Annotated in this window: 21 protein-coding genes; 13 read left to right on the top strand and 8 right to left on the bottom strand. The window is 65.7% G+C overall.

Features of this window, described 5'->3' with window-relative positions:
- Nucleotides 1-11 precede the first annotated feature (11 nt).
- A complete protein-coding gene (rfaD, locus tag QW881_RS04275) occupies nt 12-992 on the bottom strand; it encodes an ADP-glyceromanno-heptose 6-epimerase (RefSeq protein ID WP_315759121.1) in 981 nt (326 codons plus the stop codon).
- Nucleotides 993-1,139: 147 nt separating this feature from the next.
- On the opposite strand from rfaD, the gene waaF reads away from it, so the two are divergent.
- The 3 genes from waaF (at nt 1,140) to QW881_RS04260 (ending at nt 3,382) form a co-directional block, all read left to right on the top strand.
- Nucleotides 1,140-2,204: a lipopolysaccharide heptosyltransferase II gene (gene waaF, locus QW881_RS04270; protein WP_315759122.1), complete on the top strand. Its 1,065-nt coding sequence runs from the start codon at nt 1,140-1,142 to the stop codon at nt 2,202-2,204.
- Between the two features lie 110 nt (nt 2,205-2,314).
- On the top strand, nt 2,315-2,854 hold the full coding sequence (locus QW881_RS04265) for a D-sedoheptulose 7-phosphate isomerase (RefSeq protein ID WP_409999047.1): 540 nt from the start codon (nt 2,315-2,317) through the stop codon (nt 2,852-2,854).
- Nucleotides 2,855-3,382: an HAD family hydrolase gene (locus QW881_RS04260; RefSeq protein ID WP_315759124.1), complete on the top strand. Its 528-nt coding sequence runs from the start codon at nt 2,855-2,857 to the stop codon at nt 3,380-3,382.
- On the opposite strand, the gene QW881_RS04255 is transcribed toward QW881_RS04260, so the two are convergent.
- Nucleotides 3,364-4,410: a glycosyltransferase family 4 protein gene (locus QW881_RS04255; RefSeq protein WP_315759125.1), complete on the bottom strand. Its 1,047-nt coding sequence runs from the start codon at nt 4,408-4,410 to the stop codon at nt 3,364-3,366. The genes QW881_RS04260 and QW881_RS04255 overlap by 19 nt on opposite strands.
- Nucleotides 4,411-4,540: 130 nt before the next feature.
- On the opposite strand from QW881_RS04255, the gene galE reads away from it, so the two are divergent.
- The 5 genes from galE (at nt 4,541) to QW881_RS04230 (ending at nt 11,462) form a co-directional block, all read left to right on the top strand.
- On the top strand, nt 4,541-5,554 hold the full coding sequence (galE, locus tag QW881_RS04250) for a UDP-glucose 4-epimerase GalE (RefSeq protein WP_315738944.1): 1,014 nt from the start codon (nt 4,541-4,543) through the stop codon (nt 5,552-5,554).
- Nucleotides 5,555-5,656: 102 nt separating this feature from the next.
- The gene (locus QW881_RS04245) at nt 5,657-7,462 is read left to right on the top strand and encodes an ABC transporter ATP-binding protein (RefSeq protein ID WP_315759126.1); all 1,806 of its coding nucleotides are present in this window, start codon (nt 5,657-5,659) and stop codon (nt 7,460-7,462) included.
- A 32-nt stretch (nt 7,463-7,494) separates the two neighbouring features.
- Nucleotides 7,495-8,196: a fumarylacetoacetate hydrolase family protein gene (locus QW881_RS04240; RefSeq protein WP_315759128.1), complete on the top strand. Its 702-nt coding sequence runs from the start codon at nt 7,495-7,497 to the stop codon at nt 8,194-8,196.
- Between the two features lie 1,338 nt (nt 8,197-9,534).
- Nucleotides 9,535-10,668, top strand: a complete 1,134-nt coding sequence (locus QW881_RS04235; protein WP_315759129.1) for a three-Cys-motif partner protein TcmP — start codon at nt 9,535-9,537, stop codon at nt 10,666-10,668.
- Nucleotides 10,668-11,462 carry a phage Gp37/Gp68 family protein gene (locus QW881_RS04230; protein WP_315759130.1) on the top strand — a complete coding sequence of 265 codons (795 nt, stop codon included), beginning with the start codon at nt 10,668-10,670 and terminating at the stop codon, nt 11,460-11,462. The genes QW881_RS04235 and QW881_RS04230 overlap by 1 nt, the downstream gene beginning before the upstream one ends.
- Before the next feature lie 179 nt (nt 11,463-11,641).
- Here QW881_RS04230 and QW881_RS04225 read toward each other — a convergent pair whose 3' ends face one another.
- The 3 genes from QW881_RS04225 to QW881_RS04215 all read right to left on the bottom strand — a co-directional run bounded on the left by QW881_RS04225 (nt 11,642) and on the right by QW881_RS04215 (nt 13,815).
- A complete protein-coding gene (locus tag QW881_RS04225) occupies nt 11,642-12,571 on the bottom strand; it encodes an aspartyl/asparaginyl beta-hydroxylase domain-containing protein (RefSeq protein ID WP_316158006.1) in 930 nt (309 codons plus the stop codon).
- 219 nt (nt 12,572-12,790) lie between these two features.
- A complete protein-coding gene (locus QW881_RS04220) occupies nt 12,791-12,946 on the bottom strand; it encodes a hypothetical protein (RefSeq protein ID WP_315759132.1) in 156 nt (51 codons plus the stop codon).
- A 176-nt stretch (nt 12,947-13,122) separates the two neighbouring features.
- The gene (locus QW881_RS04215; RefSeq protein WP_315759133.1) at nt 13,123-13,815 is read right to left on the bottom strand and encodes a PilZ domain-containing protein; all 693 of its coding nucleotides are present in this window, start codon (nt 13,813-13,815) and stop codon (nt 13,123-13,125) included.
- A gap of 673 nt (nt 13,816-14,488) precedes the next feature.
- Here QW881_RS04215 and cpaB point away from each other — a divergent pair.
- Genes cpaB through QW881_RS04195 form a run of 4 tightly spaced genes read left to right on the top strand, consistent with a single transcriptional unit; the run spans nt 14,489 to nt 18,818 of the window.
- Nucleotides 14,489-15,295, top strand: a complete 807-nt coding sequence (gene cpaB / locus QW881_RS04210) for a Flp pilus assembly protein CpaB (RefSeq protein ID WP_315759134.1) — start codon at nt 14,489-14,491, stop codon at nt 15,293-15,295.
- Nucleotides 15,296-15,312: 17 nt separating this feature from the next.
- On the top strand, nt 15,313-16,782 hold the full coding sequence (locus tag QW881_RS04205) for a type II and III secretion system protein family protein (protein WP_315759135.1): 1,470 nt from the start codon (nt 15,313-15,315) through the stop codon (nt 16,780-16,782).
- Between the two features lie 33 nt (nt 16,783-16,815).
- Nucleotides 16,816-17,553, top strand: coding sequence for a CpaD family pilus assembly protein (locus QW881_RS04200; RefSeq protein WP_315759136.1), 738 nt, complete (start codon nt 16,816-16,818; stop codon nt 17,551-17,553).
- On the top strand, nt 17,550-18,818 hold the full coding sequence (locus tag QW881_RS04195) for a CpaE family protein (protein ID WP_315759137.1): 1,269 nt from the start codon (nt 17,550-17,552) through the stop codon (nt 18,816-18,818). The genes QW881_RS04200 and QW881_RS04195 overlap by 4 nt, the downstream gene beginning before the upstream one ends.
- A 132-nt stretch (nt 18,819-18,950) precedes the next feature.
- Here QW881_RS04195 and QW881_RS04190 read toward each other — a convergent pair whose 3' ends face one another.
- From QW881_RS04190 to QW881_RS04180, 3 genes are all read right to left on the bottom strand, one after another.
- Nucleotides 18,951-19,820 (bottom strand): tetratricopeptide repeat protein, encoded by an 870-nt coding sequence (locus QW881_RS04190; protein WP_315759138.1) that lies wholly within the window; start codon nt 19,818-19,820, stop codon nt 18,951-18,953.
- A gap of 85 nt (nt 19,821-19,905) precedes the next feature.
- Nucleotides 19,906-20,151 carry a PilZ domain-containing protein gene (locus tag QW881_RS04185; RefSeq protein ID WP_315712872.1) on the bottom strand — a complete coding sequence of 82 codons (246 nt, stop codon included), beginning with the start codon at nt 20,149-20,151 and terminating at the stop codon, nt 19,906-19,908.
- A 130-nt stretch (nt 20,152-20,281) separates the two neighbouring features.
- The gene (locus tag QW881_RS04180) at nt 20,282-22,204 is read right to left on the bottom strand and encodes an FAD-binding monooxygenase (protein WP_315759139.1); all 1,923 of its coding nucleotides are present in this window, start codon (nt 22,202-22,204) and stop codon (nt 20,282-20,284) included.
- Nucleotides 22,205-22,304: 100 nt separating this feature from the next.
- Between QW881_RS04180 and QW881_RS04175 the strand changes: the two genes are divergently transcribed.
- Nucleotides 22,305-22,757, top strand: coding sequence for a MarR family winged helix-turn-helix transcriptional regulator (locus tag QW881_RS04175; protein WP_315739133.1), 453 nt, complete (start codon nt 22,305-22,307; stop codon nt 22,755-22,757).
- Nucleotides 22,758-22,838 lie beyond the last annotated feature (81 nt).

Below are 22,838 nucleotides of genomic sequence, written 5' to 3'. Positions count from 1 at the left end.
AACCAGATCGTCTAGCGGAAGCGGTCGGCGGAATCGAGATAGTCTCGGACATAGCGAGCGACCGCGTCCTCGAGCGACGTGAAGCCGCCGTTGTAGCCGGCGGCCAACAGCCGGTCGACCTTGCTCTGGGTGAAATACTGGTAGCTGCCGCGAATCGCTTCGGGCATGTCGATGTACTCGATCTGGGGTGTCGCACCGAGCGTGGCATAGACCGCCACCATCATGTCCTTGAAGCTGCGCGCCTGTCCCGTGCCGACGTTGAACAGGCCCGAGACGGAGGGAGAGGCCAACAGCCACAGCATCACGCGGACGACGTCGTCGACATAGATGAAGTCGCGGCGCTGGTCGCCATCGGCGATGCCTTCACGGTGCGACTTGAACAGTTGCAGGGTGTGCCCGGCCTTGATGTCGTCGAAGCGTCGGGTCAGCACGCTCATCATCGATCCCTTGTGGTATTCGTTGGGACCGAACACGTTGAAGAACTTGAGCCCGGCATATTGTGGCGGCAACCTTTCGCCGCGCTCGGCGCGCGCAGCGATCGCCATGTCGAACAGATGCTTGCTCCAGCCATAGAGATTCATCGGCCGCAACGTCTTCAGCGCCGCCAGCGACGGATCATCCACGAAGCCCTGCGCGCCGTCGCCATAGGTCGCCGCCGACGAGGCGTAGATGAACGGCGTGGAATTTTCGGTGCACCAGTCGAGCAGGCGCAGCGAACTCCGGAAATTCTGCTCCATCACGAGGTCGCCGTCGGTGACCGTCGTGGCGGAAATGGCTCCCATGTGCAGGACGGCGTCGAGCCGACGGCCCCTCAGCCATTCGCCCAGATCGGATGGCGGCACGACGTCCGCCAGCTGCCGCTTGGCGAGGTTGCGCCACTTGCCCTCGCTGCCGAGCGTGTCGCAGACGACGACATCCGTGCGTCCCGCGTCGTTCAACGCCGCAACCAGATTCGATCCGATAAACCCGGCGCCGCCGGTCACCAGCAACATTGAGCAACCCGTCCTGATCCCGAAAACCCCGCCCTCGCGTAGCGCATGCGACGGCAAAGTGTAAGCGCTTTGGTGTCGGCTCGCTCGGCCCACTTTACCTGCGGCGGCCGAGCGGCTACCAGCGCGCCAAAGCCAGGCAGACAAAGAATGAATTCGAATTCGACCAAGGTCGAGGTGGACGCGGCGGACACCAGCCCGATCCTGATCATTCCCTATATGTGGATCGGCGATTTCGTGCGCGGCCACACCGTCGTGCGGGTGCTCAAGGAGCGCTGGCCGAACCGGCCAGTCGACCTGCTGGTGACCTCGCTGTGCGCGCCGTTGGTGGATTACATGCCCGGGGTCCGCTCCGGCATCGTCTGGGATCTGCCGCGCAGCCGGCTGGCGCTCGGCCGGCAATGGCAGCTCGCCGCGATGTTGCGCGAACGTCACTATCAGACCGCCCTGGTGATGCCGCGAACCTGGAAATCGGCGCTGGCGCCCGCGCTGGCCGGCATCCCCGAGCGGGTGGGGTTCGTCGGCGAGGTCCGCTTCGGCCTGCTCAACCGCTGGCGCTGGGGCGAGAAGGCGCTGCCCCGCTTCATCGACAAGAATGCCGCGCTGGCGCTGCCCGACGGGGCGCCGCTGCCGCCGGAATGGCCGGTACCGCAGCTCCGGGTGCCGCCTGAGGACGTCGCGCGCTGGCGCGAGGCCAATGGCCTGGGGAACCGCCCGGCCGTGGCGCTGGCACCGGGATCGGTGGGTGCCGCCAAGCGCTGGCCCTATTACGGCGAGGCGGCCCGGCTGCTGCGCGAGGCCGGCCTCGACGTCTGGGTGGTCGGCGGCCCCGGCGAAAAGGCGCTGGCCGCCGAGATCGTCGCCACCGGCGGACCGGCCGTCCGCGACCTGACTGGAACCGACTTGCGCAACGGTATCCTGGCCATGGCCGCGGCCGGCGTCGCCATCTCCAATGATTCGGGGCTCATGCACATTGCCGCGGCGCTGGGGACGCCGACCATGGGTATCTTCGGTCCGACCAGCCCCTACCACTGGGCGCCGCTGAACGGTCTTGCGGCGACGGTTCAGACCAGGACACAGGTCCCCTGCCAGCCCTGCCACCGCCCGGTCTGCCGGATGAACGACCACCGCTGCATGCGCGACATTCCGGCGACCGATGTTGTCACCATCGCCCAGCGGATCCTTGCCGACGCGGCGATACCGGTCGCGCACTAGCTTGCGAAGCGGCACCGCGCCCCATACACCGGCCCTGACGTAACCCGAGCCGCCACGTGACCCGCGCACCCGACCCGATCGCCAACCATCTCGCCCGCTCCCGCGCCGCCATGGAGCGCGCCGCCGACGATGCCGCGATGCTCGCCAGCGCCCGACGGATCGCGGCGAGGATCATCGCGGCGCTGCGCGGCGGCCACAAGCTGCTCATCGTCGGCAATGGCGGAAGCGCGGCGGACGCCCAGCACATCGCGGCCGAGATCGTCGGCCGCTACAAGCAGGAGCGGCCGGCCTACGCCGCCATCGCGCTGACCACCGACACCTCGGCGCTGACCGCGATCGGCAACGACTACGGCTTCGATCACGTCTTCGCTCGCCAGGTCGAAGGGCTCGGTACACCGGGCGACGTGCTGCTGGCGATCTCGACCTCCGGCCGCTCGCCGAGTATCCTCAATGCGCTGCGCAAGGCGCACGAGCGCGGGCTGGTCACGGTCGGCTTCACCGGCGCCAAAGGCCTCGCGATGGGCGAATCGTGCGACGAGCTGCTGGTCGCGCCGAGCGACGACACGCCGCTGATCCAGCAGATCCACCTCGCGACGGCGCACGGCATCTGCGAGGTGATCGAAGCGGCGCTGATGCAGGACGAGGGCTAGATGACGACTGCTCAGCTCAAGCCGGCGGCGTTTCTCGACCGCGACGGCGTCATCAATCACGACGACAACTACATCGGCTCGCGCGAGCGCATCCGTTGGATGCCGAATGTGGCCCACGCGATCCGGCGTCTCAATGACTCCGGCTATCACGTCTTCCTCTTCACCAACCAGTCCGGAGTTGCCCGCGGTCTGTTCAGCGAAGACGACGTCATGGGTCTGCACGACTGGATGCGGGCGGAGCTCGCGGCGCAGGGGGCTGTCATCGACGACATCCGCTATTGCCCCTACCACACCGAAGGCTCGGTTGAGCGCTATCTGCGCGAGCATCCCTGGCGCAAGCCGGCGCCCGGCATGATCCTCGACCTGATGCAGCACTGGCCCATCAGGCGCGAGGGCAGCTTCGTGATCGGCGACCGCACCTCGGACATCGCCGCCGCCGAGGCGGCCGGCCTGCCCGGCTTCCTGTTCGCCGGCGGCGATCTCGATGCGTTCGTCGCCGACATCATCGCTCAGACCAGTCGCCGATAAACGGCGGCGATCTTGTCGGCCTCGGCCTCGAGGCTGAACCTCTCCACCACGCGCTGCCGCGCCCGCTCGCCCATCGCCCGCGCCGCATCCGGATCGCGCATCAACGGTTCGAGCGCAGCGACCAGCGCATCGACGTCGCCCGGCGGCACCAGCACGCCGGTGATGCCGTCCTCGACCACGATCTCCGCCGCGCCGGCGCGCGCCGCGACCAGCGCCGCTCCTGCCGCCATCGCCTCGATCAGCGTGAGACCAAAGCCTTCGTTGCGCGAGGTGAAGGCGTAGATCGTGAGACGCTGGTACCAGCGCTGCACCTCGGCGATGTCGAGCTCGCCGGTGATGACGATGCGCTGCTCCAGGCCCGCGGCGGCGATCTGCTTCTTCAGCTCGCTCGCGAACGGCATCTGCTCGGGCGTCACGGCGCCGACCAGCACGGCGGAAAAATCCGGAAAACGCGGCAGCAGCCGGCACATCGCGGCGACGAACACATCGCTGCCCTTCTGCGCACGGACGCGGCCGAAGCAGCCGATGGCATGTTTTCCCGGCAGTCCGCTCTCGGCGAAGGCCGCGGCGCGATCCGCTGGCGGCGTATAGATCTCGGTGTCGACGCCATGCGTGATCACCGTCGCGTCGCGCTTCAGATACGACGCCGAGATGTCGCTGGTGGCGATGATCGCGTCCATGCGGCGGATCAGCCAGCGCGTGATCCAGCTGTGATGGCGCTGCGCGGCCGAGGTGAACACCAGCTTGAACGGCCAGCCGAGCGCGCGCATGATCACGCCGACGATCATCTCGTTGTTGCGGCGCGCGTGCCAGATCAGCGGCCGCCGCCGACCCCACAGCTTGAAGAGACCGCTCGCACCGATCCGCGCAATCCCATCCGGCGCGTATGAACCGAGCCAGGCGGCGCGCACGCGCTGCGCCAGCTTCGGCGCCACCATCCGGTTGGTCGCCGTCACGCCGGAATAGCGCCGGTGCAGGTTGGGCACGATCACGTCGAGATCGGCGGCAGAAACACGCTCGGCTTGCACCACTCACTCCAATTGCAGCGGTTCCCTATACGCAACATTAAGCATCGCCGCCAGTTCGCTATGCACGCAAGAGGTCCTTCACTTCGCCGGCGTTAGTTTGCCGGAAAACAAGCAGGGATCGCGTCAAACAATGACCGTGCTCGTGACCGGCGGCGCCGGCTATATCGGCAGCCACATGGTGCTGGCGCTGGCGGAAGCCGGCGAAAGCGTCGTGGTGATCGACAACCTCTCGACCGGCTTTTCCGCATTCGTCCCGGACGGCGTACCGCTGTTCATCGGCGATGCCGGCGATGAAAATCTCGTGGATGGCGTCATCAGCCAGCACGGCGTCGACAGCATCATCCATTTGGCGGGCTCGGTGGTGGTGCCGGAATCGGTGCGCGATCCGCTGCTCTACTACCGCAACAACACGATGACCACGCGCAGCCTGTTGAATGCGGCGGTCAAGCGCGGCGTCAGCCGCTTCGTGTTCTCCTCGACCGCGGCCGTCTACGGCAATCCGGACGAGGTGCCGGTGCCCGAGAGCGCGCCGACCCGTCCGACCTCGCCCTACGGCACCTCGAAGCTGATGGCCGAGATCATCCTGCACGACGTCGCCTCGGCCTATGACCTCAACTACGTGGTGCTGCGCTACTTCAACGTCGCCGGCGCCGATCCGTTCGGACGCAGCGGGCTTGCCACGGTCGGCGCGACGCATCTGATGAAGATCGCGATGGAGGTCGCGACCGGCCAGCGCGCCAAGATCGACGTCTTCGGCACCGACTATCCGACCCCCGACGGCACCTGCATCCGCGATTTCATCCATGTCTGCGATCTCGTCCAGGTGCACCGCGCCGCGCTGGCCTATCTGCGCACCGGCGGCGGCTCGGTCACGCTGAATTGTGGGTACGGCCGCGGCTATTCCGTGCTCGAGACCATCGAGGCCGTCCGGCGCGTCTCCGGCCGCGCCATTCCCGTCCAATACGCGCCGCGCCGCCCCGGCGACATCATGAGCATGGTCGCCGACACCAGCCGTTTGAAGGCGCTGCTCGACTGGACCCCGACCTATGACGATCTGGAAACAATCGCCGCCCACGCCCTGACCTGGGAGGAGAAACTGTTCCTGGAACGCCACAGCGGCACGCTGCAGCGGGCCTCGGCCTAGAATCAACGACTTAGCCGGACGCCGGGGGGCTTGAAAAAGCCGCCCCGAGCGGGCAAGCACTGCTGTCCGCCCGGCGATTTGTCCCGGCGGCCAGGGACCAGAATGGCCGAATTTCCGAAGAAGATCACCGACGATCCCTATGGCGCCGCGATCCTGATCCGCCGCCTCGTGATGGAACAGGGCATCCTCTACTGGCGTCGCTATCTCACCGCTTTTGCGCTGATGGCGGTCTCGGCCGGCGCCAGCGCCGGCGCCGCCTACATCCTCGGCCAGGTCATCAACAAGGCCTATGTCGACAAGAGCATCCCCGGCATCGCGGTGCTCTCCGGCGTCACCGTGCTCCTCTTGTTCGTCAAGGGCGTCTCGACCTACGGCTACGCCGTCATCCTGTCGAAAATCTCGAACGCGATCCTCGCCAACAACCAGCGCCAGCTGTTCGCCAAGCTGATGAGCGAGAGCATCAGCTTCTTCTCCGAGCGTCACTCGTCCGAGTTCCTCGCGCGCCTCACCGCCGGTGCCAAGTCGATCACCGACGTCCTGACCATGCTGATCAACGCGATCGGCCGCGACCTGCTGCTGCTCATCAGCATGATCGCCGTGATGGTCGCGCAGGATCCCTGGATGTCCCTGCTCGGCCTGGTCGTCGTGCCGCCGGCCATGCTGGTGTTGCGCAAGCTGGTGAAGCGCATCAAGGGCCTCGCCCACAGCCAGTTCACCGGCAATGCGGACATCCTCGAGACGATGCAGGAATCGCTGCAGGGCATCCGCACCGTGAAAGCGTTCACGCTCGAGGACGCGATGCGCGCCCGCATCGACGAGAACATCGCGGTGGTCGAGCGCAACGCCAACAAGATGGCCCGCGTCTCCAACCGTTCCAACCCGCTGATGGAGATGCTGGGCGGCTTCGCGGTCGCCGGCTGTTTGATGTATGGCGGCTATGCCGTGGTCGCGCTCAACGCCACGCCCGGCCAGTTCTTTTCCTTCATGACCGCCTTCCTGATGGCGACCGAGCCGGCCAAGCGGCTGGCGCGGCTCAACATCGATCTCAACAGCCAGCTCGTCGGCGCGCGCATGCTGCTCGAAGTGGTCGACAGCCCCGCCAGCGAGCAGCCTGACGACGACAAGCCGGCGCTGAAGCTGACGCAGGCCAGGATCGAGCTGCGCGACGTCTCCTTCGCCTATCGCGACAACGAGCCGGTGCTCAACCGCATGAGTTTCGTCGCCGAGCCCGGCAAGGTCACCGCGCTGGTCGGCCCGTCCGGCGGCGGCAAGTCGACGGTGCTGGCGCTGCTCCTTCGCTTCTACGAGGCGACCGAAGGCGACATCCTGATCGACGGTCAGTCGATCTCGAACGTGTCGCGCCGCTCCCTGCGCGAGCAGGCCGCCTATGTCGGCCAGGACGTCTACCTGTTCCGCGACTCGATCCGCGCCAACATCGCCTTCGGCAAGCCGGGCGCGACCGAGGCCGAGATCATCGAGGCGGCGAAGGCCGCCTGCGCGCACGACTTCATCATGAGCTTCCCGCTCGGCTACGACACGCCGGTCGGCGAGCACGGCACCCAGCTCTCCGGCGGCCAGCGCCAGCGCATCGCGGTGGCGCGTGCGCTGATCCGCAACGCGCCGATCATCCTGCTCGACGAGGCCACCGCGGCACTGGACTCCGAGTCGGAGCGGCAGGTGCAGGAAGCGATCGAGCATCTTTGCCAGAATCGCACCACCATCGTCATCGCGCATCGCCTGCACACCATCATGAACGCCGACGCCATCCTGGTGGTCGAGGCCGGCGACATCGTCGAGCGCGGCCGGCATGACGATCTGTTGCGCCGTGGCGGCCGCTATGCTTCGTTCTTCCGCCTGCAACAGCGCGACATGGGGCCGAACGTCATCCCCATGACCGCCACCTCCTGACCCGCCCATTTCACCGCACCCGAGATCGTTTCATGAGCGCCTCCACCGTCATTCCGGCCCTGCCGCAACCGTCGCTGCCCGTGGTGGGCGAAGCCGGCGTTTTTCCCGTTCGCCGCATCTGGTGCGTCGGCCGCAACTATCTCGAGCACATCCGCGAGATGGGCAATGACGAGCGCGATCCGCCGTTCTTCTTCGCCAAGCATGCCGACATGCTGGAGCCGGACGGCGCCGTGATCCCCTACCCGCCGCTGACCAAGGACATGCATCACGAGGTCGAGCTGGTGGTCGCGCTGAAGAGCGGCGGCCTCAACATCCCCACCGACAAGGCGCTCGACCACGTCTACGGCTACGCCGTCGGCATCGACCTCACCCGCCGCGACCTGCAGCTCGCCTCCCGCAAGATGCAGCGCCCCTGGGAGGTCGGCAAATCGTTCGACCATTCCGCGCCCTGCTCGGCGGTGGTGCCCGCGGCCAAGATCGGCCACCCCGCGACGGGCAAGATCTGGCTGTCGGTCAACGGCACCGAGCGCCAGAAGGGCGACCTCTCCGAGCTGATCTGGAACGTGCCGGAGATCATCTGGAAGCTCTCCCAGCAGGTCGAGCTCGCCGCCGGCGACATCATCATGACCGGCACGCCCGCGGGCGTCGCGGCGATCGTCCCCGGCGACAAGATCGAATGCGGCGTCGACGGCGTGGGCACGCTGAAGGTCTCGATCGGGCCTGCGGCGGCCTGAGCGGCGGCTGCCTGAAGGCAGCGGCCTGCCCCTTGCTTGCAGACATCGCTTTCAAAAAGGCCGCGCCGTGCGCGGCCTTTTCGTTGGTCATCCTGCCCGAAGGCGGACACGCTGCCGACGCCACGGACGGTCCACTCCCCTCCCCCTTGCGGGGAGGGGTCGGGGGTGGGGGTCCACGAATCCCGCTCTCTCGATCGACCGAGACAAACTCGCGCAACGTCATCAACTCTCACATCGGCGCTCCAACGCGTAGCTCGGCCCATCTGCGTCCTCGCGCCCCCGAAGCGCCGTCCAAGAGGAAAGATCGGACGCGCTCCTCATATCGTTCAGCGCCCGGAGACCCCCACCCCCAACCCCTCCCCGCAAGGGGGAGGGGAGCTCACCGTCTCCGCGGCGAGACGTCGCGTCCCCGACGGACAAGGCCCGCACACCCCCTGCTCCGCCCGCGCTTGATCACCGCGCCCGACCACAGCTGATGACCGGGCTCCACCCTCCCCTGGAGGGGGAGGGTCGCCTCACGAGGAGCGCAGCGACACGTGAGGCGGGGTGGGGTGATCTCTCCATGGACGCTCGTGCCCGCGGAGAAATCACCCCACCTCGCTCGCCCGCTTCGCGTGCGATCGACCCTCCCCCTCCAGGGGAGGGTGAGCACCGCGCTCGCGGTATCGTCTGATCCACAATCTCAAACAGCATGCAGGGCTGAGTCAGGCATGAGCACCCACCTCTCGCGACGCATTCCGCGCCCGAGCTATGCCCGAAAGTCCCACCCTCACCGAATGGAGGGCGCGAGGAAGGCCGGACCTCGGCTGAGGCCCGTGGCCCGCCTGCAGAAAAAAAGCAGGCGGCAGTCACCACAGGTACAGCCGGACAGACCCGGCCTTCCCCGCGCGATGGTTTTAACAGGCTATAGCGCGCTCTTCCTGGTGCACCGGGCTTTCTGGCCACCATGTCGCGCAATGCGCTTATCGCGCATCGCGCTGGATACTAGCATCGGAGTATCAGAACCACGCGCCTTCACCGTCCGCAGGCCAGCGTTCGTCCGTGCTCATCACACTGCGCCGCCCGCGTCCACCGCTCCCCGCTGCCAACGTCCGTGACGACCGCGAACCGTCCCCTACCGTGCAACGGGATGGGCGGACTGTAATGCTGATTTGCAGAAGCCATCAAGAGATTTTTGTTTTTCAGAATACCTTGACAGGACTTTGGATGAGGGATGCGATTTGCCCGACGGGTCAGACTAAGCGCCGTGCGGCCCCTAAGGACGGATAGCTTTCTTTGCCCGTCAGCCTTACCGTGAGCTGCATTGCGATTCGCCCGCGCCCTGTCGGGAGGACATCGGTGGCGAAGAGACCGGAATTTTTTGAGGACCAGAAGGCTCAGTCGAGGATCAAGTCTACGATCGTCGTCAAGTACTTCAAGGCCTGGGCCAGAATTATGGCTGGCCAGGTTCAGGACAAGACGGACCCGCGCCTAGCCTACATCGACCTCTTCTGCGGGCCTGGCAAGTACGAGGACGGATCGGTCTCCACACCTCTCCAGGTGCTGGAGCATGTCGTCGCGACGCCGGACCTGAGAGACAAGATGATCGCCGTTTTCAACGACGAGGATACTGCCCGGACGGCGGAGCTTGAGAAGAACATCCTCGCTCTTCCGGGCATCGACACGCTGAAGCACAAGTTCCAGATCCGCACGGGAGAGGTGGATGACGAACTGGTGAAGGCGTTCGGTAGCATAAACATGGTGCCGGCGTTCAGCTTCATCGACCCATTCGGCTACAAGGGCGTTACGCTTGAGCTCCTCGAAGCCTTGATGAAGGGATGGGGCTCGGACATGGTCCTGTTCTTTCCCTTCGACCGTATCAATGCCGCTCTGACTAATCCGAAGGTGACGAAGCATGTAGACGCGCTATTCGGCAAAGACCGAGCCGACCGCCTGCGGGAGCTGACGTCCGGTATGCATCCGGAGAACCGCGAGGCGCTCATCATTGAAGAATTCGCGGAGGCACTCCGGGAGCGCGGCTATTCGTATATCATTCCCTACGTGTTTGAATACGAGCAGAGAGATCGGACGTCGCACTACCTCATCTTCGTGACCAAGCACCCGCTAGGATACGGGATCATGAAGAACATCATGTACAAGGCGAGCGAGGACAAGAACCAGGGCATCGCGCGGTTCGGGTATGTGCGTTCGGCGAGCGACAAGACGCCGCTCCTGAGCCTCCTGAACCGGCCTCTCGATGATCTGTGTGATGAGCTCCTTGAGTTCTTCGCGGGCAGAAAACTCACCATGGAGGCGATTCACCGGGAACACCAGAAGGCGCTCGGCATAAATCCATTCGTCGAAAAGAATTATAAAGACGCGCTGAACATCCTCGATGCCGCGAAGAAGATCACTACCAGCAAGCCAAACCGGCGCAAGGGGACTTTCGCCGACGACGTCGTGGTGACGTTCCCGAAGAAGGAAAATAAGTAATGGCCACGAACTCGAAGATCGAATGGACCGAGGCAACTTGGAACCCGGTCGCAGGATGCACGATCCTCTCGCCTGGTTGTACGAACTGCTACGCTATGCGGCTCGCGGCGCGCCTGGCTGTGATGGGGCAGGAGAAGTACGTGGGCACAACGCGGCAATCCGGTGGTAGGGCGAAGTGGAACGGCGTGGTGAAAATAGACCCTTCCTCGTTGGAGATCCCGCGCAAGTGGAAGAGGGGCCGGCTGATATTCGTGAATTCAATGTCTGACCTATTCCATGACAGGGTGCCGCTCGCATTCGTTCAGAAGGTCTTTATGGTGATGGAGGAGACGCCGCAGCACACGTATCAGGTGCTTACCAAGCGCGCCGAACGTCTCGAGGAGCTATCGAAGAAGCTCCATTGGCCGGACAACGTGTGGATGGGCGTATCGGTCGAGAGCGCGGACTATCTTTTCAGAATTGGTCATCTTCGCCGGACCCAGGCCAGGACCAAATTCTTGAGCCTGGAGCCGCTGCTCGGGCCGTTGGAAAAGATGGACCTGAGAGGCATCGACTGGGCCATCGCGGGCGGCGAAAGCGGACCGGGCGCGCGGCCTATGCCGCTAGAATGGGTTCGGTCGATACGCGACCAATGCGTCGCCGCCGACGTGCCGTTCCATTTCAAGCAGTGGGGTGGAAAGAACAAGAAAAAGACGGGTCGCACGCTAGACGGCCGCACATGGGATGAATGGCCGAACTCGAAGCGCCGTCAGCCGCGGCCATCGGGAACGGTTGTCGCACGCGCTGCGCGATAGGTTCCTGCGTCACGGATACGGCACGAAGAGCGGCACCGAAGGGTTGTTCACGACACCTGGCGAACCGAAAAAGGTCAATAGATGCCGTCGGGCTGGTTAGTCGCAGGCGTAACCCGCCGTTCATCCGTGAACAACAGCGGCGGATTACGCTCCGCTAATCCGCCCTACTCGCCCGCCCCTCACCGAAACGCCGACACCACGATCGCCCCGACGATCGCCACCGTCAGCGTATACTTCGCCGCATAGTACACCGTCCTGTTCCACGCCTTCACCTTCCGCGTCGCGAGGTGAAACTCGTACAGCTTGCCGAACACCTTGTTCAGCACGCCGACGTGCTCGCCTTCGACGTTCTGCGTGGCGGAGGCCTTGACGATGTGGTGGCTGACCCAGCGGTTGATGGCGGCGATGAAGCCGAGCTTCATCGGGCGCTCGACGTCGCAGAACAGGATGATGCGGTTCTGGTCGGTCGCGTTCTCGGCGCTGTGGATGAAGGTCTCGTCGAACATGAAGGCCTCGCCGTCGCGCCAGACGCAGGGCACGCCGTCGACGAGGATGCGGCACTTGTCGGAGTTCGGCGTGACGAGCCCCAGGTGATAGCGCAGCGAGCCGGCGAAGGGATCGCGGTGGGCGCCGAGCTTGCCGCCGGGCGGCAGCATTGCGAACATCGCGCCGTGCACGTTCGGGATGGAGTTGAGCAGTTCCACCGTCTTCGGGCACAGCGTGCGCGCCGACGGCAGGAAGTCGTCGTACCATTTCAGATAGAAGCGCTTCCAGCCGCTCTTGAAGAACGAATAGAAGCCCCAGTCGTTGTTGGCGGCGGCGGCGCGAATGAAGCCATCGTCGAACAGCCGCACCGCCTCCTCGCGGATCTCCTGCCAATTGTCGGTGAGCGTCTTCAGCTCGGGAAACTGCTCGACCGGGATCACCGGCGTGTTGGGCACGGCCGAGCCCGCATACATCAGCACGTTGTAGGGGGCGAGATAGGTCGAGTGGTCGCCGAGCTGGCGGGCGAAGCGCAGCCGCTGCTTGCCGCGGAAGTGGACGTAGAGGGTGGCCCCGATCAGGATGTAGAGGCCGATGAGCTGTGGCGCGAAGAGCTGTCTGAGCATGTCCGGGACCCATGATCCGGCCGCTCAGAGCGTGTTGCGCAGATGTGTCGCCTTCTGGGCGAGATCGAAGGGGTGCTCTGATGCCGGCCAAGCGCCTCAATTTAGCCGCAAGCGCGGCCGGCCGCATCCCTTCGCACATGGGTTGTGAACGGGAATCGGGGTTGAAAGTTCTGCGGCGTGACCCGGCTGCAACAGCCGCCGGCCCCGGCTGTAATCATGCTAAGCCCGCGTCAGCTCCTGCAGGCCCTTGAAGGTCAGCCGCTTGGGGTCCCGGACGCCGGCGAGATACATGCGCCGGATGAAGACGGTCACCGCATCGCGGTCGCAGCCGGTCAGGACGACGATGGCATCCACCGCGGTCTTCTGGGCCTCCATGGGACTGGTCCTCCTGGCAATGCACCCGGCACGCGCAAGCTGTCACGATGCCGATTAACATCGCGTTAACCGTGCGGACGGCCGCCAGTTCCCATGCCGCGATTTCCGCCTTCGCTCCATACGCGAAACCGCGCAGGCCGGAGCGGCCGCCGTCGAACGCCGCAGGAGCGCCGCCGTCACACCAAGAAGAAGTCCTCGGGCGCCCCGATCAGGCGGTCATCGCCGTGGGCCACGAGCTTCCGCCGCATCGGGCGCGCCGGCGGCGTGATCACCCGCCGCTCGAGCTCGTTGGCGCCGGCCAACTGGTCGACGAAGCGGACGGCGAAGCCACTGGGGAAATGCCTGATGACGCGGCCGATGCAGCTGCCGACCGCCAGCGGCGTGCCGATCTCCGGCTGGATCTCCGCCGAGACCGCCGCGCCCGACATCGAGGCATCGATCACGAAGCACGGGATGCAACGGCCGTCGGCGAGCGTCAGCGCCGAATGCGGCGAGTTCGGCACGAAGCGCGCATCGCGGCGGGAGTCGCGGATCGACGGATCCTTCTGCTTCTTCTCCAGCCAGACCAGCTTCTCGGCGAGCTTGGCGCGCTCGGCGCGCGTCATCTCCAGCTCGAGCAGAAAGCCGCCATGCACGGTGTCGCTGATCTCGCCTTCGAACTTGCCGAAGTCGCGGAAATACGAGGTCAGACGATCGCCGACCTTGCCGACCACGGGCACCTCGAGCAGCGCGCGAAACGGCGACACCCGCGTGGTGCGGCAGGCGAAGGATCGCAGCCGTCCTTCCGGGGAATACCAGTTCGGAAGCGTGTAGGACCCGACCGTCTGAATCCTGACCGCGCGCTGCTTCAGGAATCGAGCAACCGACATTGCACGTCTCCCCTCGAACCCATGATGTCCCCGACGATGGCCCGGCCCCCGCCGAGGCACGATATGCCTGTTGCAATTTCTGCGTGCATTTTCGGTCAAACTAAATCGAATTGGGCAAAGCCGCCATGCCCGGACCGTGCGCGCAAATTCTTGAGGAAATCTGAATCCGAAACGGAAATCCCGCTCAACGGAATCGTATGTCCAACCCGTTTCCGCTTTCTGAAAATGCCGGCCCGTCAGATTACGGTGGGGCGCGGCACGTGTTCGTCCCAGGCACGAACGGCTGATCGCATCAGCCGCGGCGCGATCGCGTCACGACGCACACCGTCTCACGATGAGCGTGCGTTCGCGTTCAACGTGATTAGTCAATGATTCATCCTAACGCGCGGCCACCGAGGCGCGGCTGCAACTCACAATTTCATTCAATCAGGCGAGCAACTATCAGCGCGAGCAACCGCGCTGCCAGCAAACAGCTAACACGTTCGTGTCGTTTCGCTATTTGCTCGCTAACAACCTGTTCACCACTTGCGCAATCGGTCCGCACGGCAGCGGCTGCCGCCTATGCTGTTCAATTTCGCATATACTATTGCCGCTTAGTCGTAAGTGAGGGGAACGGCTGTCAGTCGGCTCGCGCGTCGCCCCAGGCGTATGAGTAAGCAAAGTAGTCACGCGTATGATGACCGCACGCATCGTGGTGTTAACCATCGCTCTCGGCGCGGGCGGCGTTGCGGCCTATCTGGTCAGCAATTCCGACGGCCAGCGGCAGACGCCGGCGGCGCCGGTCGTGCAATTGCCGACGGTCGAGGTGCTGGTCGCCAAGAACGACATCGGGCTCGGTCAGGCGATCAAGCCCGGCGACCTGATCTGGCAGACCTGGCCCGAGGCCGCGAGCAACATCTTCATCCGGCGCGGCGACCGTCCCGAGGCGGCCAATCAGCTGGTCGGCACCATCGCCCGCTCGCCGTTCGTGATCGGCGAGCCGATCCGCGAGCAGAAGCTGGTGAAGGCGGACGGCTCCGGCTTCATGGCGGCGATCCTGCCTGCAGGCATGCGCGCGATCTCCACCGAGATCTCGCCCGAGACCGGCGCCGGCGGCTTCATCCTGCCGAACGACCGCGTCGACGTCATCCTGTCGAAACGCGACAAGAACCCGGACAAGCCCGGCGCCGCCGACTTCGTCAGCTCCGAGATCATTCTCTCCAACGTCCGCGTGCTCGCGATCGACCAGGCGCCGAAGGAGAAGGAAGGCCAGAACACCGTCGTCGGCAAGACGGTGACGCTCGAGCTCAAGCCCGAGCAGGCTGAGACTTTGGCACGCGCGCGACAGGCCGGCTCGCTGGCGCTGGCGCTGCGCAGCATCGCCGACGTGAACGCCGCCGACGGCAACAAGACCGAGACGCAGCAGCAGATGGCGCGACGGGGCAGCGCCATCGAGATCATTCGCTATGGGATCACGAGCTCGCTCACGGCGCAGAAGTGACCGAAAGGACGAGGAAGATGATGGGTGGGCATCAACGCGCAAAGTTCGGAACGTGGATCGTCCGCGCGCTATCGACATCGGCCGTGATCGGCCTCGCGCTCAATCCGGCGCTGACGCCGGTGAAGGCGGCTGACGACAGGCTGGAGACGCCTGTGGTGTCGGTCGGGTCGTCGAAGGTTCGCTTCCTCTCGCTCGGCATCGGCAAGTCCATGGTCGTCGACTTCCCGCAGGACGTCAAGGACGTGCTGGTCGCCGATCCCAAGGTCGCCAACGCCGTCGTCCGTTCGGCCCGGCGCGCCTACATCATCGGCGCGGCGGTCGGCCAGACCAACGTCGTGTTCTTCGACGGCGAGGGACAGCAGGTCGCGGCCTATGACATCGCGATCAAGCGCGATCTCAACGGCGTGCGCCAGGCGCTGAGCCAGAGCATTCCCGGCGTCAAGATCGACGGCGTCGGCGAGGGCGTGATCCTGACCGGATCGGTGTCGAGCCCGGTCGAGGCGCAGCAGGCCAGCGAGATCGCCGCTCGCCTCGTCGGCGGTGCCGACAAGGTGGTCAACTCGATCGTCGTGCGCGGCCGCGATCAGGTGATGCTGAAGGTCAACGTGTCGGAGGTCCGGCGCGAGATCGTCAAGCAGCTCGGCATCGATCTCAGCGCCAGCATGACCTACGGCACCGCGGTCGTGAACTTCAACAACACGAACCCGTTCACCGCCTATGGCAGGTCGCTGGTCGGCACCAACGGCCTCTCCGCCACCGGCGGCGGCTTGTCGTCGGTCTCGGCGACGATGCGCGCGATGGAGACGGCGGGCGTGACCAAGACGCTGGCCGAGCCCAATCTGACCGCGATCTCCGGCGAATCCGCGACCTTCATCGCCGGCGGCGAATTCCCGATTCCCGGCGGCTATTCCTGCGATCCCACCACGCGGGTCTGCAGCACCTCGATCACCTACAAGAAGTTCGGCATCTCGCTCAACTTCACGCCCGTCGTGCTCAGCGAAGGACGCATCAGCCTGCGGGTGATGACGGAGGTGTCGGAGCTGTCGAACGACAATGCGATCACGGTGTCGTATGCGCTGACCTCGGCCTCGACCTCGTCGGTGACGATCCCCGCGATCCGCACCCGCCGCGCCGAGACCACGGTCGAGATCCCCTCCGGCGGCTCGATGGCGATGGCCGGCCTGATCCAGAACCAGACCAAGCAGGCGATCAACGGCCTGCCCGGGCTCAATCAGCTGCCGGTGCTCGGCCAGCTGTTCCGCAGCCAGGACTACGTCAACAACGAGACCGAGCTGATGGTGCTGGTGACGCCCTATGTCGTGCGCGCCGTCGCCCAGAAGGAGCTGTCGCGTCCGGACGACGGCTTCGCGCCGGCCACCGACTCGGAGTCGGCGCTGCTCGGCCGCATGAACCGCCTGTACGGCATCGCCGCCAGGGTCGACGCGGCCACGGGGCAGCCGGCCGGCTTCGGCTTCATCATCGACTGAGATTGCGGGACGACGGGGTACGGGGGAACGATCATGTCGGCAACATCCACACCAGGCGGCGGACGCACGCTGCGCCGGATCGGCGCCATCGCGGGGCTGGCGCTCACGCTCGGCGCCTGCAACTACACCACCGGCGAGGTCGTCGCGACGATCCCGGACGACTACAAGATCCGCCATCCGATCGCGATCGAGGAAGGCCGGCAGTCGACGGTCGTCTTCATCGGCAGCGGACGCGGCGGCCTGACCTACCAGCAGCGCGTGGACGTCGCGGGGCTCGCGCGCTCATGGCTGCGCGAAGGCACCGGCGGGATCATGGCGGAGGTGCCGGCAGGCACGTCGAATGCGCGCGCCGCGGCCGACGCCTACCGCGAGATCCGCGCCGTGCTGACCGCCGGCGGCGTGCCCTCGCACGCGATCACCATGCGCAACACCATGCCCGACGACACGCGGCAGCTCGCCGTCATCCGGCTGAGCTATCCGAAGATCGCGGCCGTTGCCGGCCCGTGCGGGCTGTGGCCCGACGATCTCGGGCCGAACATCAACAATCCCGGCTACAGCAGCAACCAGCACTATCAGAATTTCGGCTGCGCCACGCAGCGCAACCTCGCTGCGATGATCGACAACCCGGCCGATCTCGAGCAGCCGCGCTCGGAGATGGCCGCCTACACGCCGCGCCGCTCCGCGCTGTTCGAGAAGTACCGCAAGGGCGAGTCGACGGCGGTGGCGTATCCGGAGTCAGACAAGGCCAAGCTCAGCGATACAGGCAAATGATCAACGCGTCCCGTCAGAGCCAGGATGAGCAGCCCGGCCCCACCGGCCCGGCCCTCGACGATCACATCGCGCCGGTCCCGCGCGTCTCGGTGCAGGCGTTCTGCGAGACCGACCAGACCTCGTCCGCGATACTCGCGGCGAGCCAGGACCGAAGACTCGGCAAGGCGCACATCACGATCAAGGCGGGCGGCATGCCGCGCGCGATCGAGACCTATCACTCGCAGCCGACGCCGAACGTCATCTTGATCGAGACCAGGCCCGGCGGCGACATTCTCGGCGGCCTCGACGACCTCGCCAGCGTCTGCGATCCCGGCACCCGCGTGGTGCTGATCGGCAGCCCGTCCGACGGCGTCGCCTATCGCGAGCTGGTCCGGCGCGGCGTCAACGACTATGTGATCGGCCCGGTCGAGACCATCGACGTGATCCGCTCGGTCTGCAGCCTGTTCTCGGCCTCGGAGGCCGTCATCACCGGCCGCATCATTGCCGTGGTCGGCGCCAAGGGCGGCGTCGGCGCCTCCACCGTCGCCCACAACGTCGCCTGGAGCATGGCGCGCGACCTGACGCTGGATTCCGTCGTCATCGATCTCGACATGGCGTTCGGCACCGCGGGACTGGACTACAACCAGGATCCGCTGCAGGGCATCGCCAACGCCGTGTTCCAGCCGGACCGGCCGGATACGGCGCTGATGGAGCGCCTGCTCGCCAAATGCACCGAAAATCTCAACCTGCTCGCCGCCCCCGCGACGCTCGACCGCGTCTATGATTTCGGCGCCGATGCGTTCGACGCGATCTTCGACACCCTGCGCATGACCCAGCAATGCATCGTGCTCGACGTGCCGCACCAATGGTCGGCCTGGACGCGGCATGCGCTGATCAATGCCGACGACATCCTGGTGGTCGCCGAGCCCGATCTGGCGAACCTGCGCAACGCCAAGAATCTCCTGAGCGTGCTCAAGGCCTCGCGCCCGAACGACCGGCCGCCGCTGTATTGCCTGAACCAGGTCGGCATGCCCAAGCGGCCGGAGATCGACCTGAAGCGCTTCGCCAAGACCGTCGAGGCCGAGCCGGTCGCGATCATCCCGTTCGACTGCAAGCTGTTCGGCACCGCCGCCAACAACGGCCAGATGATCGCGGAGATATCGGGGCTGAGCCGCACGCCAAAACTGTTCCAGGACATCGCGAACCGGCTCACGGGACGCATCGACCACAAGCCGCAGCGCGGCTCCCTGCTGGCGCCGATCGCGAAACTGCTCGGCGCGAAATAGCGCCTTAGATCATGATGCGATTCAACGGAATCGCATCATGATCTCATCTCCTTGTTTGAGCATGCTCTCCGCGCAAACGCCTTTGGCGTTTGTCACGAGGGAAAACCGGTTTCCACTTTTCCGGATCATGCTCTAATCGTCGGACCGGCTGAGCGCCCGCGCCAGCGCCTTGTCGGGCTCGCCGGCCACCGGACGGTCGCGGCGCGGCGACAGCTCGCGCTGCGCGATCTTGCGGCGCTCCAGGATGCGCTTCACATAGGCGACGCTGGCATTGGCCTGCTCCGGCGGCAGCCCCGACCGCGCGATGCTCTCGGCCTCGCTCATCCTGCCCTGCAGCCCGACGATGACGGCGAGATTGGTCCGGACCCGCGGGCTGGCATCGGGATGTGCGCTGGCCTTGCGCAACTGCTCCTCGGCCTTGGGCAGTTCGTTGGAGAGCGCGTAGGACAGGCCGAGATTGGACAGCACCGAGGGATCGTCAGGGGCGATCTTCAGCGCCGTCATGTAGTATTGCCGGGCCTCCTCGTTGCGCCCCATCTGGTCGAGCGTGGCGCCCTGCGCCGACAGGATGCGCCAGTCGGGATCCTCGGGCGAATGCGCGCGGCTGAGCACGTCGAACGCCTGCTGGAAATTGCCGTTGTCGGCGAGCGCACGGCCGTAGGCCGCCAGCAGCGCCTTGTTGCCGGGGCTGGCGATGCTCGCCTGCTCCAGCACGGCGACGGCCTGCGAGCGCTGGCCGGTGCCGCGCAGGGCGCTGCCATAGCGCAGCGCCACCTCGGGATCGTTGGGATTGGCGCGGAAGCGCTCGCGGAGCTGATCGATCTCGGCGCGCGGGTCGGTGGCGGCCGCGCGGCTCTTTTCGGGATTGCCGCCCAGTGCCCCCGTGACCTCGCTGAGATCGGTGGTCTGGCAGGCGCCGAGACCGAGCAGCACGGCCGTGAACGACAGCGCGAACGCAGCCGGCCGGAGCAGAGGGAGAGAGCGAAGGGGCCGCGTACGCATGCAACTGAACTACTTCGAGACCTGATGATCTGCACGCTGGCAGATTAACCCTAAGGTCCCGTTAAGCAGGCGCGGCCGGCCCGCCTCAATCGATGAATTCGGCGCCGAACTCGCAGCCGATGCGCCAAGCCAGCCGGCACTTGCGCTGGTGGTCGGGCGCGAAGACGATGGTGAACTGCGGGGGAATCTCGACAAATTCGGCGATCACCTTGACGCCGCCGTCGGAAATATCCGTGACCGTGCAGTCCCGCGGCAGGCTGCCGTTGCCGTAGTGAATCTTCGCGATCCTCCTGCACAGCCGACGTTCACTCTTGCGACGGTTCGCCAACATCAACATTTCAACGTCTCACCCACTCAATCGTCCATTCCGGAGAACTCGTTTGTAGCAAGGAAACCTTGGGATCTGACTAGCGCCAAGCCCGGAAATCCGAGGAGCGGATTTGGGTTTCGTTTACCCTCTCTCAGCGGACCGGCAGCAGCACGCCGTCGAAATACGCCGACAGCCTCCCGACGTCGTCGAGCGGCAGGACGTCGGCGACATACTGATCGGGCCGCACGATCACGATGCAGCCTGCGGCGCGATCGATGCCGCGCATCGCAAAGATGTCCTGGCCGCTCTTCAGATCGGCACAGAACATCTTCTCGTAGTCGATGAGGCCATAACGCCCCTTCCGCGGCAGCAGCAGCTCCGGCATGTGTTCGATCGCGAGCTCGCGATGCCCCTGCTGGAACACCGCGCGCAGATCGATCACGGAATCGATGTCGGCGCCGGCTTGGGTGTGGCGGCGCACGGGTGAGGCCGAATCCTCGCTGAGGAATTTGCACAGGCGGCGGATGGCGGACTCCGGCGCGGCTGGATCCTCCGCCGCCGCGAACGCAAAGATGCGGAAGCGGCCGTCGGCCTGGACGACATGGCCGAGCTGCACCGGCTTGGCATCGCCGAGCCGGATCACCGGCGCCGAGTGAAAGCGCTTGCCGATGACGAAGCCGGCGGCGAGCGGCTGGAAGGTGTCGTCGCCGGTGAGAACGGAGGGTCGATAGTGCGTGGCGGTGCCAGCCGTGTAGCGGCCGTGGCGGACGAAATAGTCCTGGGTCTTGGCCGCATCGGCGCCGCCCTGCTTGGCGGCGGAGGCAAGAATTCCTGCCCATTCGCGATCGAAATCGATCAGCTCCTGGGCGATGGCCCGCCGCTCCGCCGAATAGCTGTGCAAGAGCTGCGGCGCGCAACGCTTGCCCAGGACGGCGGCGAGCTTCCAGCCGAGATTGAACGTGTCCTGCATCGACACGTTCATGCCCTGCCCCGCCTTCGGGCTGTGGGTGTGGCAGGCGTCGCCGGCGATGAACACGCGCGGCAGCCGCGTTGCGACCTCGGCCTCCGGCACGTCGTCGAACTTGTCAGTGATGCGCTGGCCGATCTCATAGACCGACCACCACGCGACCTCCTTCACCTCGAGCGTATATGGCGCGAGAATGCGCCGTGCCTTGGCGATCACTTCGTCGACGGTGATGTTGCGCCCCGCCACGCGCTCGCCGACCTCGAGCTTGGCAAGCTCGACATAGAGCCGGACGAGATAGCCGCCCTCGCGCGGGATCACCAGAAGGCTGCCATCCTTGGCGGACTGGATCAGCGACTTGAAGCGGATGTCGGGAAAATCGGTCACGGCGAGCACGTCCATGACGCCCCAGGCATGGTTCGCCGAGTCGCCCTGCAGCTCGCGACCGATCGCCTTGCGCACGGTGCTGCGGGCGCCATCACAGCCGACGACGTAGCGCGCGCGCACCGTCTCCACCTGGCCTTCATGCTCCGGATCAATGCGGTCGAAGCTGACGGTCACGCCGTGCGCATCGACGCCTGCGGCCGGATCGATCCGCAGATCACGCAGCCGCCGCGCGTAATGCGGCTCGAGCTTCGCGGCCGACCGGCGCATCACGTCCAGGAAGAAATCGTGGACCCGAGCCTGGTTGAGCACGACATGCGGCATCTCCGACAGGCCGTCCTCGACGTCCTGCACGCGACCGCTGCGCGCGATGTGGGCGGTGTTGGCGTCATCGGGCTTCCAGAACGTGGTCTCGTTGATCCAGCACGCTTCCCTCAGCACTTTCTCGGCAAAACCATAGGCCTGGAACATCTCCATGGTGCGGCAGGCGATGCCGTCGGCCTGGCCGAGCAACAGCCGGCCCGGCTTCTGCTCGACGATGCAGGTCTTGATGTCGGGGAAGGCCGAGAGCTGGGCGGCGAGATTGAGGCCCGCCGGGCCGCAGCCGACGATGAGGACATCGGCTTCGCCCGGTAGCGCGCCTTGCGCACCCTGGCTTGCCACACGTTCGGCCGCGTCGAAGATCTCGGGATCGCCCGGCTGGAAGCCGTTGAGATGAAACTGCACGTGACCACCCTCCCTCGCCATTCTTATTGATCAGTATGCTGATCATCAGTATGCTTGTCAAGCTGGTGACAGGAGATTCGAATTGACCGAGATGCGGGACATGCCGGGGCACCTGGCGCGCCGGTTTCAGCAGATCGCCGTGGCGGTGTTCCTGGCGGAGGTGGAAGCGGCCGGCTTCGACCTGACGCCGGTGCAATATGCGGCGCTGGCGGCGATCGCGGCCAACCCGGCCATCGACCAGATCACATTGGCCGGCCTGATCGCCTATGACCGCACCACGATCACCGGCGTGATCGACCGGCTCGCACAGAAGGGCCTCGTCGTCCGCCGTGCGAGCGCGCGCGACCGCCGGTCACGGGAGCTGTTGATCACCGATGAGGGGAGAAGGACGCTGGAGGCGATCACGCCGGCGGTCGAGGCGGCGCAGCGGCTGATGGTGCGCGGCCTCAGCGAGGCCGAGGCGAACGAGCTGGTGCGCCTCATGCGCAAGGCGATTGCGGCCGCCAACGAACTCAGCCGCGCGCCGCTGCGGGAGGGGGCGGCGGAGCGGTGATGGAGGGCATTGCATTCGGACGTGGGGGGCGCACGCCGAAAGTGCCCTTCCCCCCGGGCGAACTGCCACCTAGTTGCTCAT

Source organism: Bradyrhizobium sp. SZCCHNS3016 (assembly GCF_032484535.1).
Classification (GTDB): Bacteria; Pseudomonadota; Alphaproteobacteria; order Rhizobiales; family Xanthobacteraceae; genus Bradyrhizobium.
Note: the sequence above shows the minus strand (reverse complement) of the source record. Positions and strands in the feature narration are given on the sequence as shown.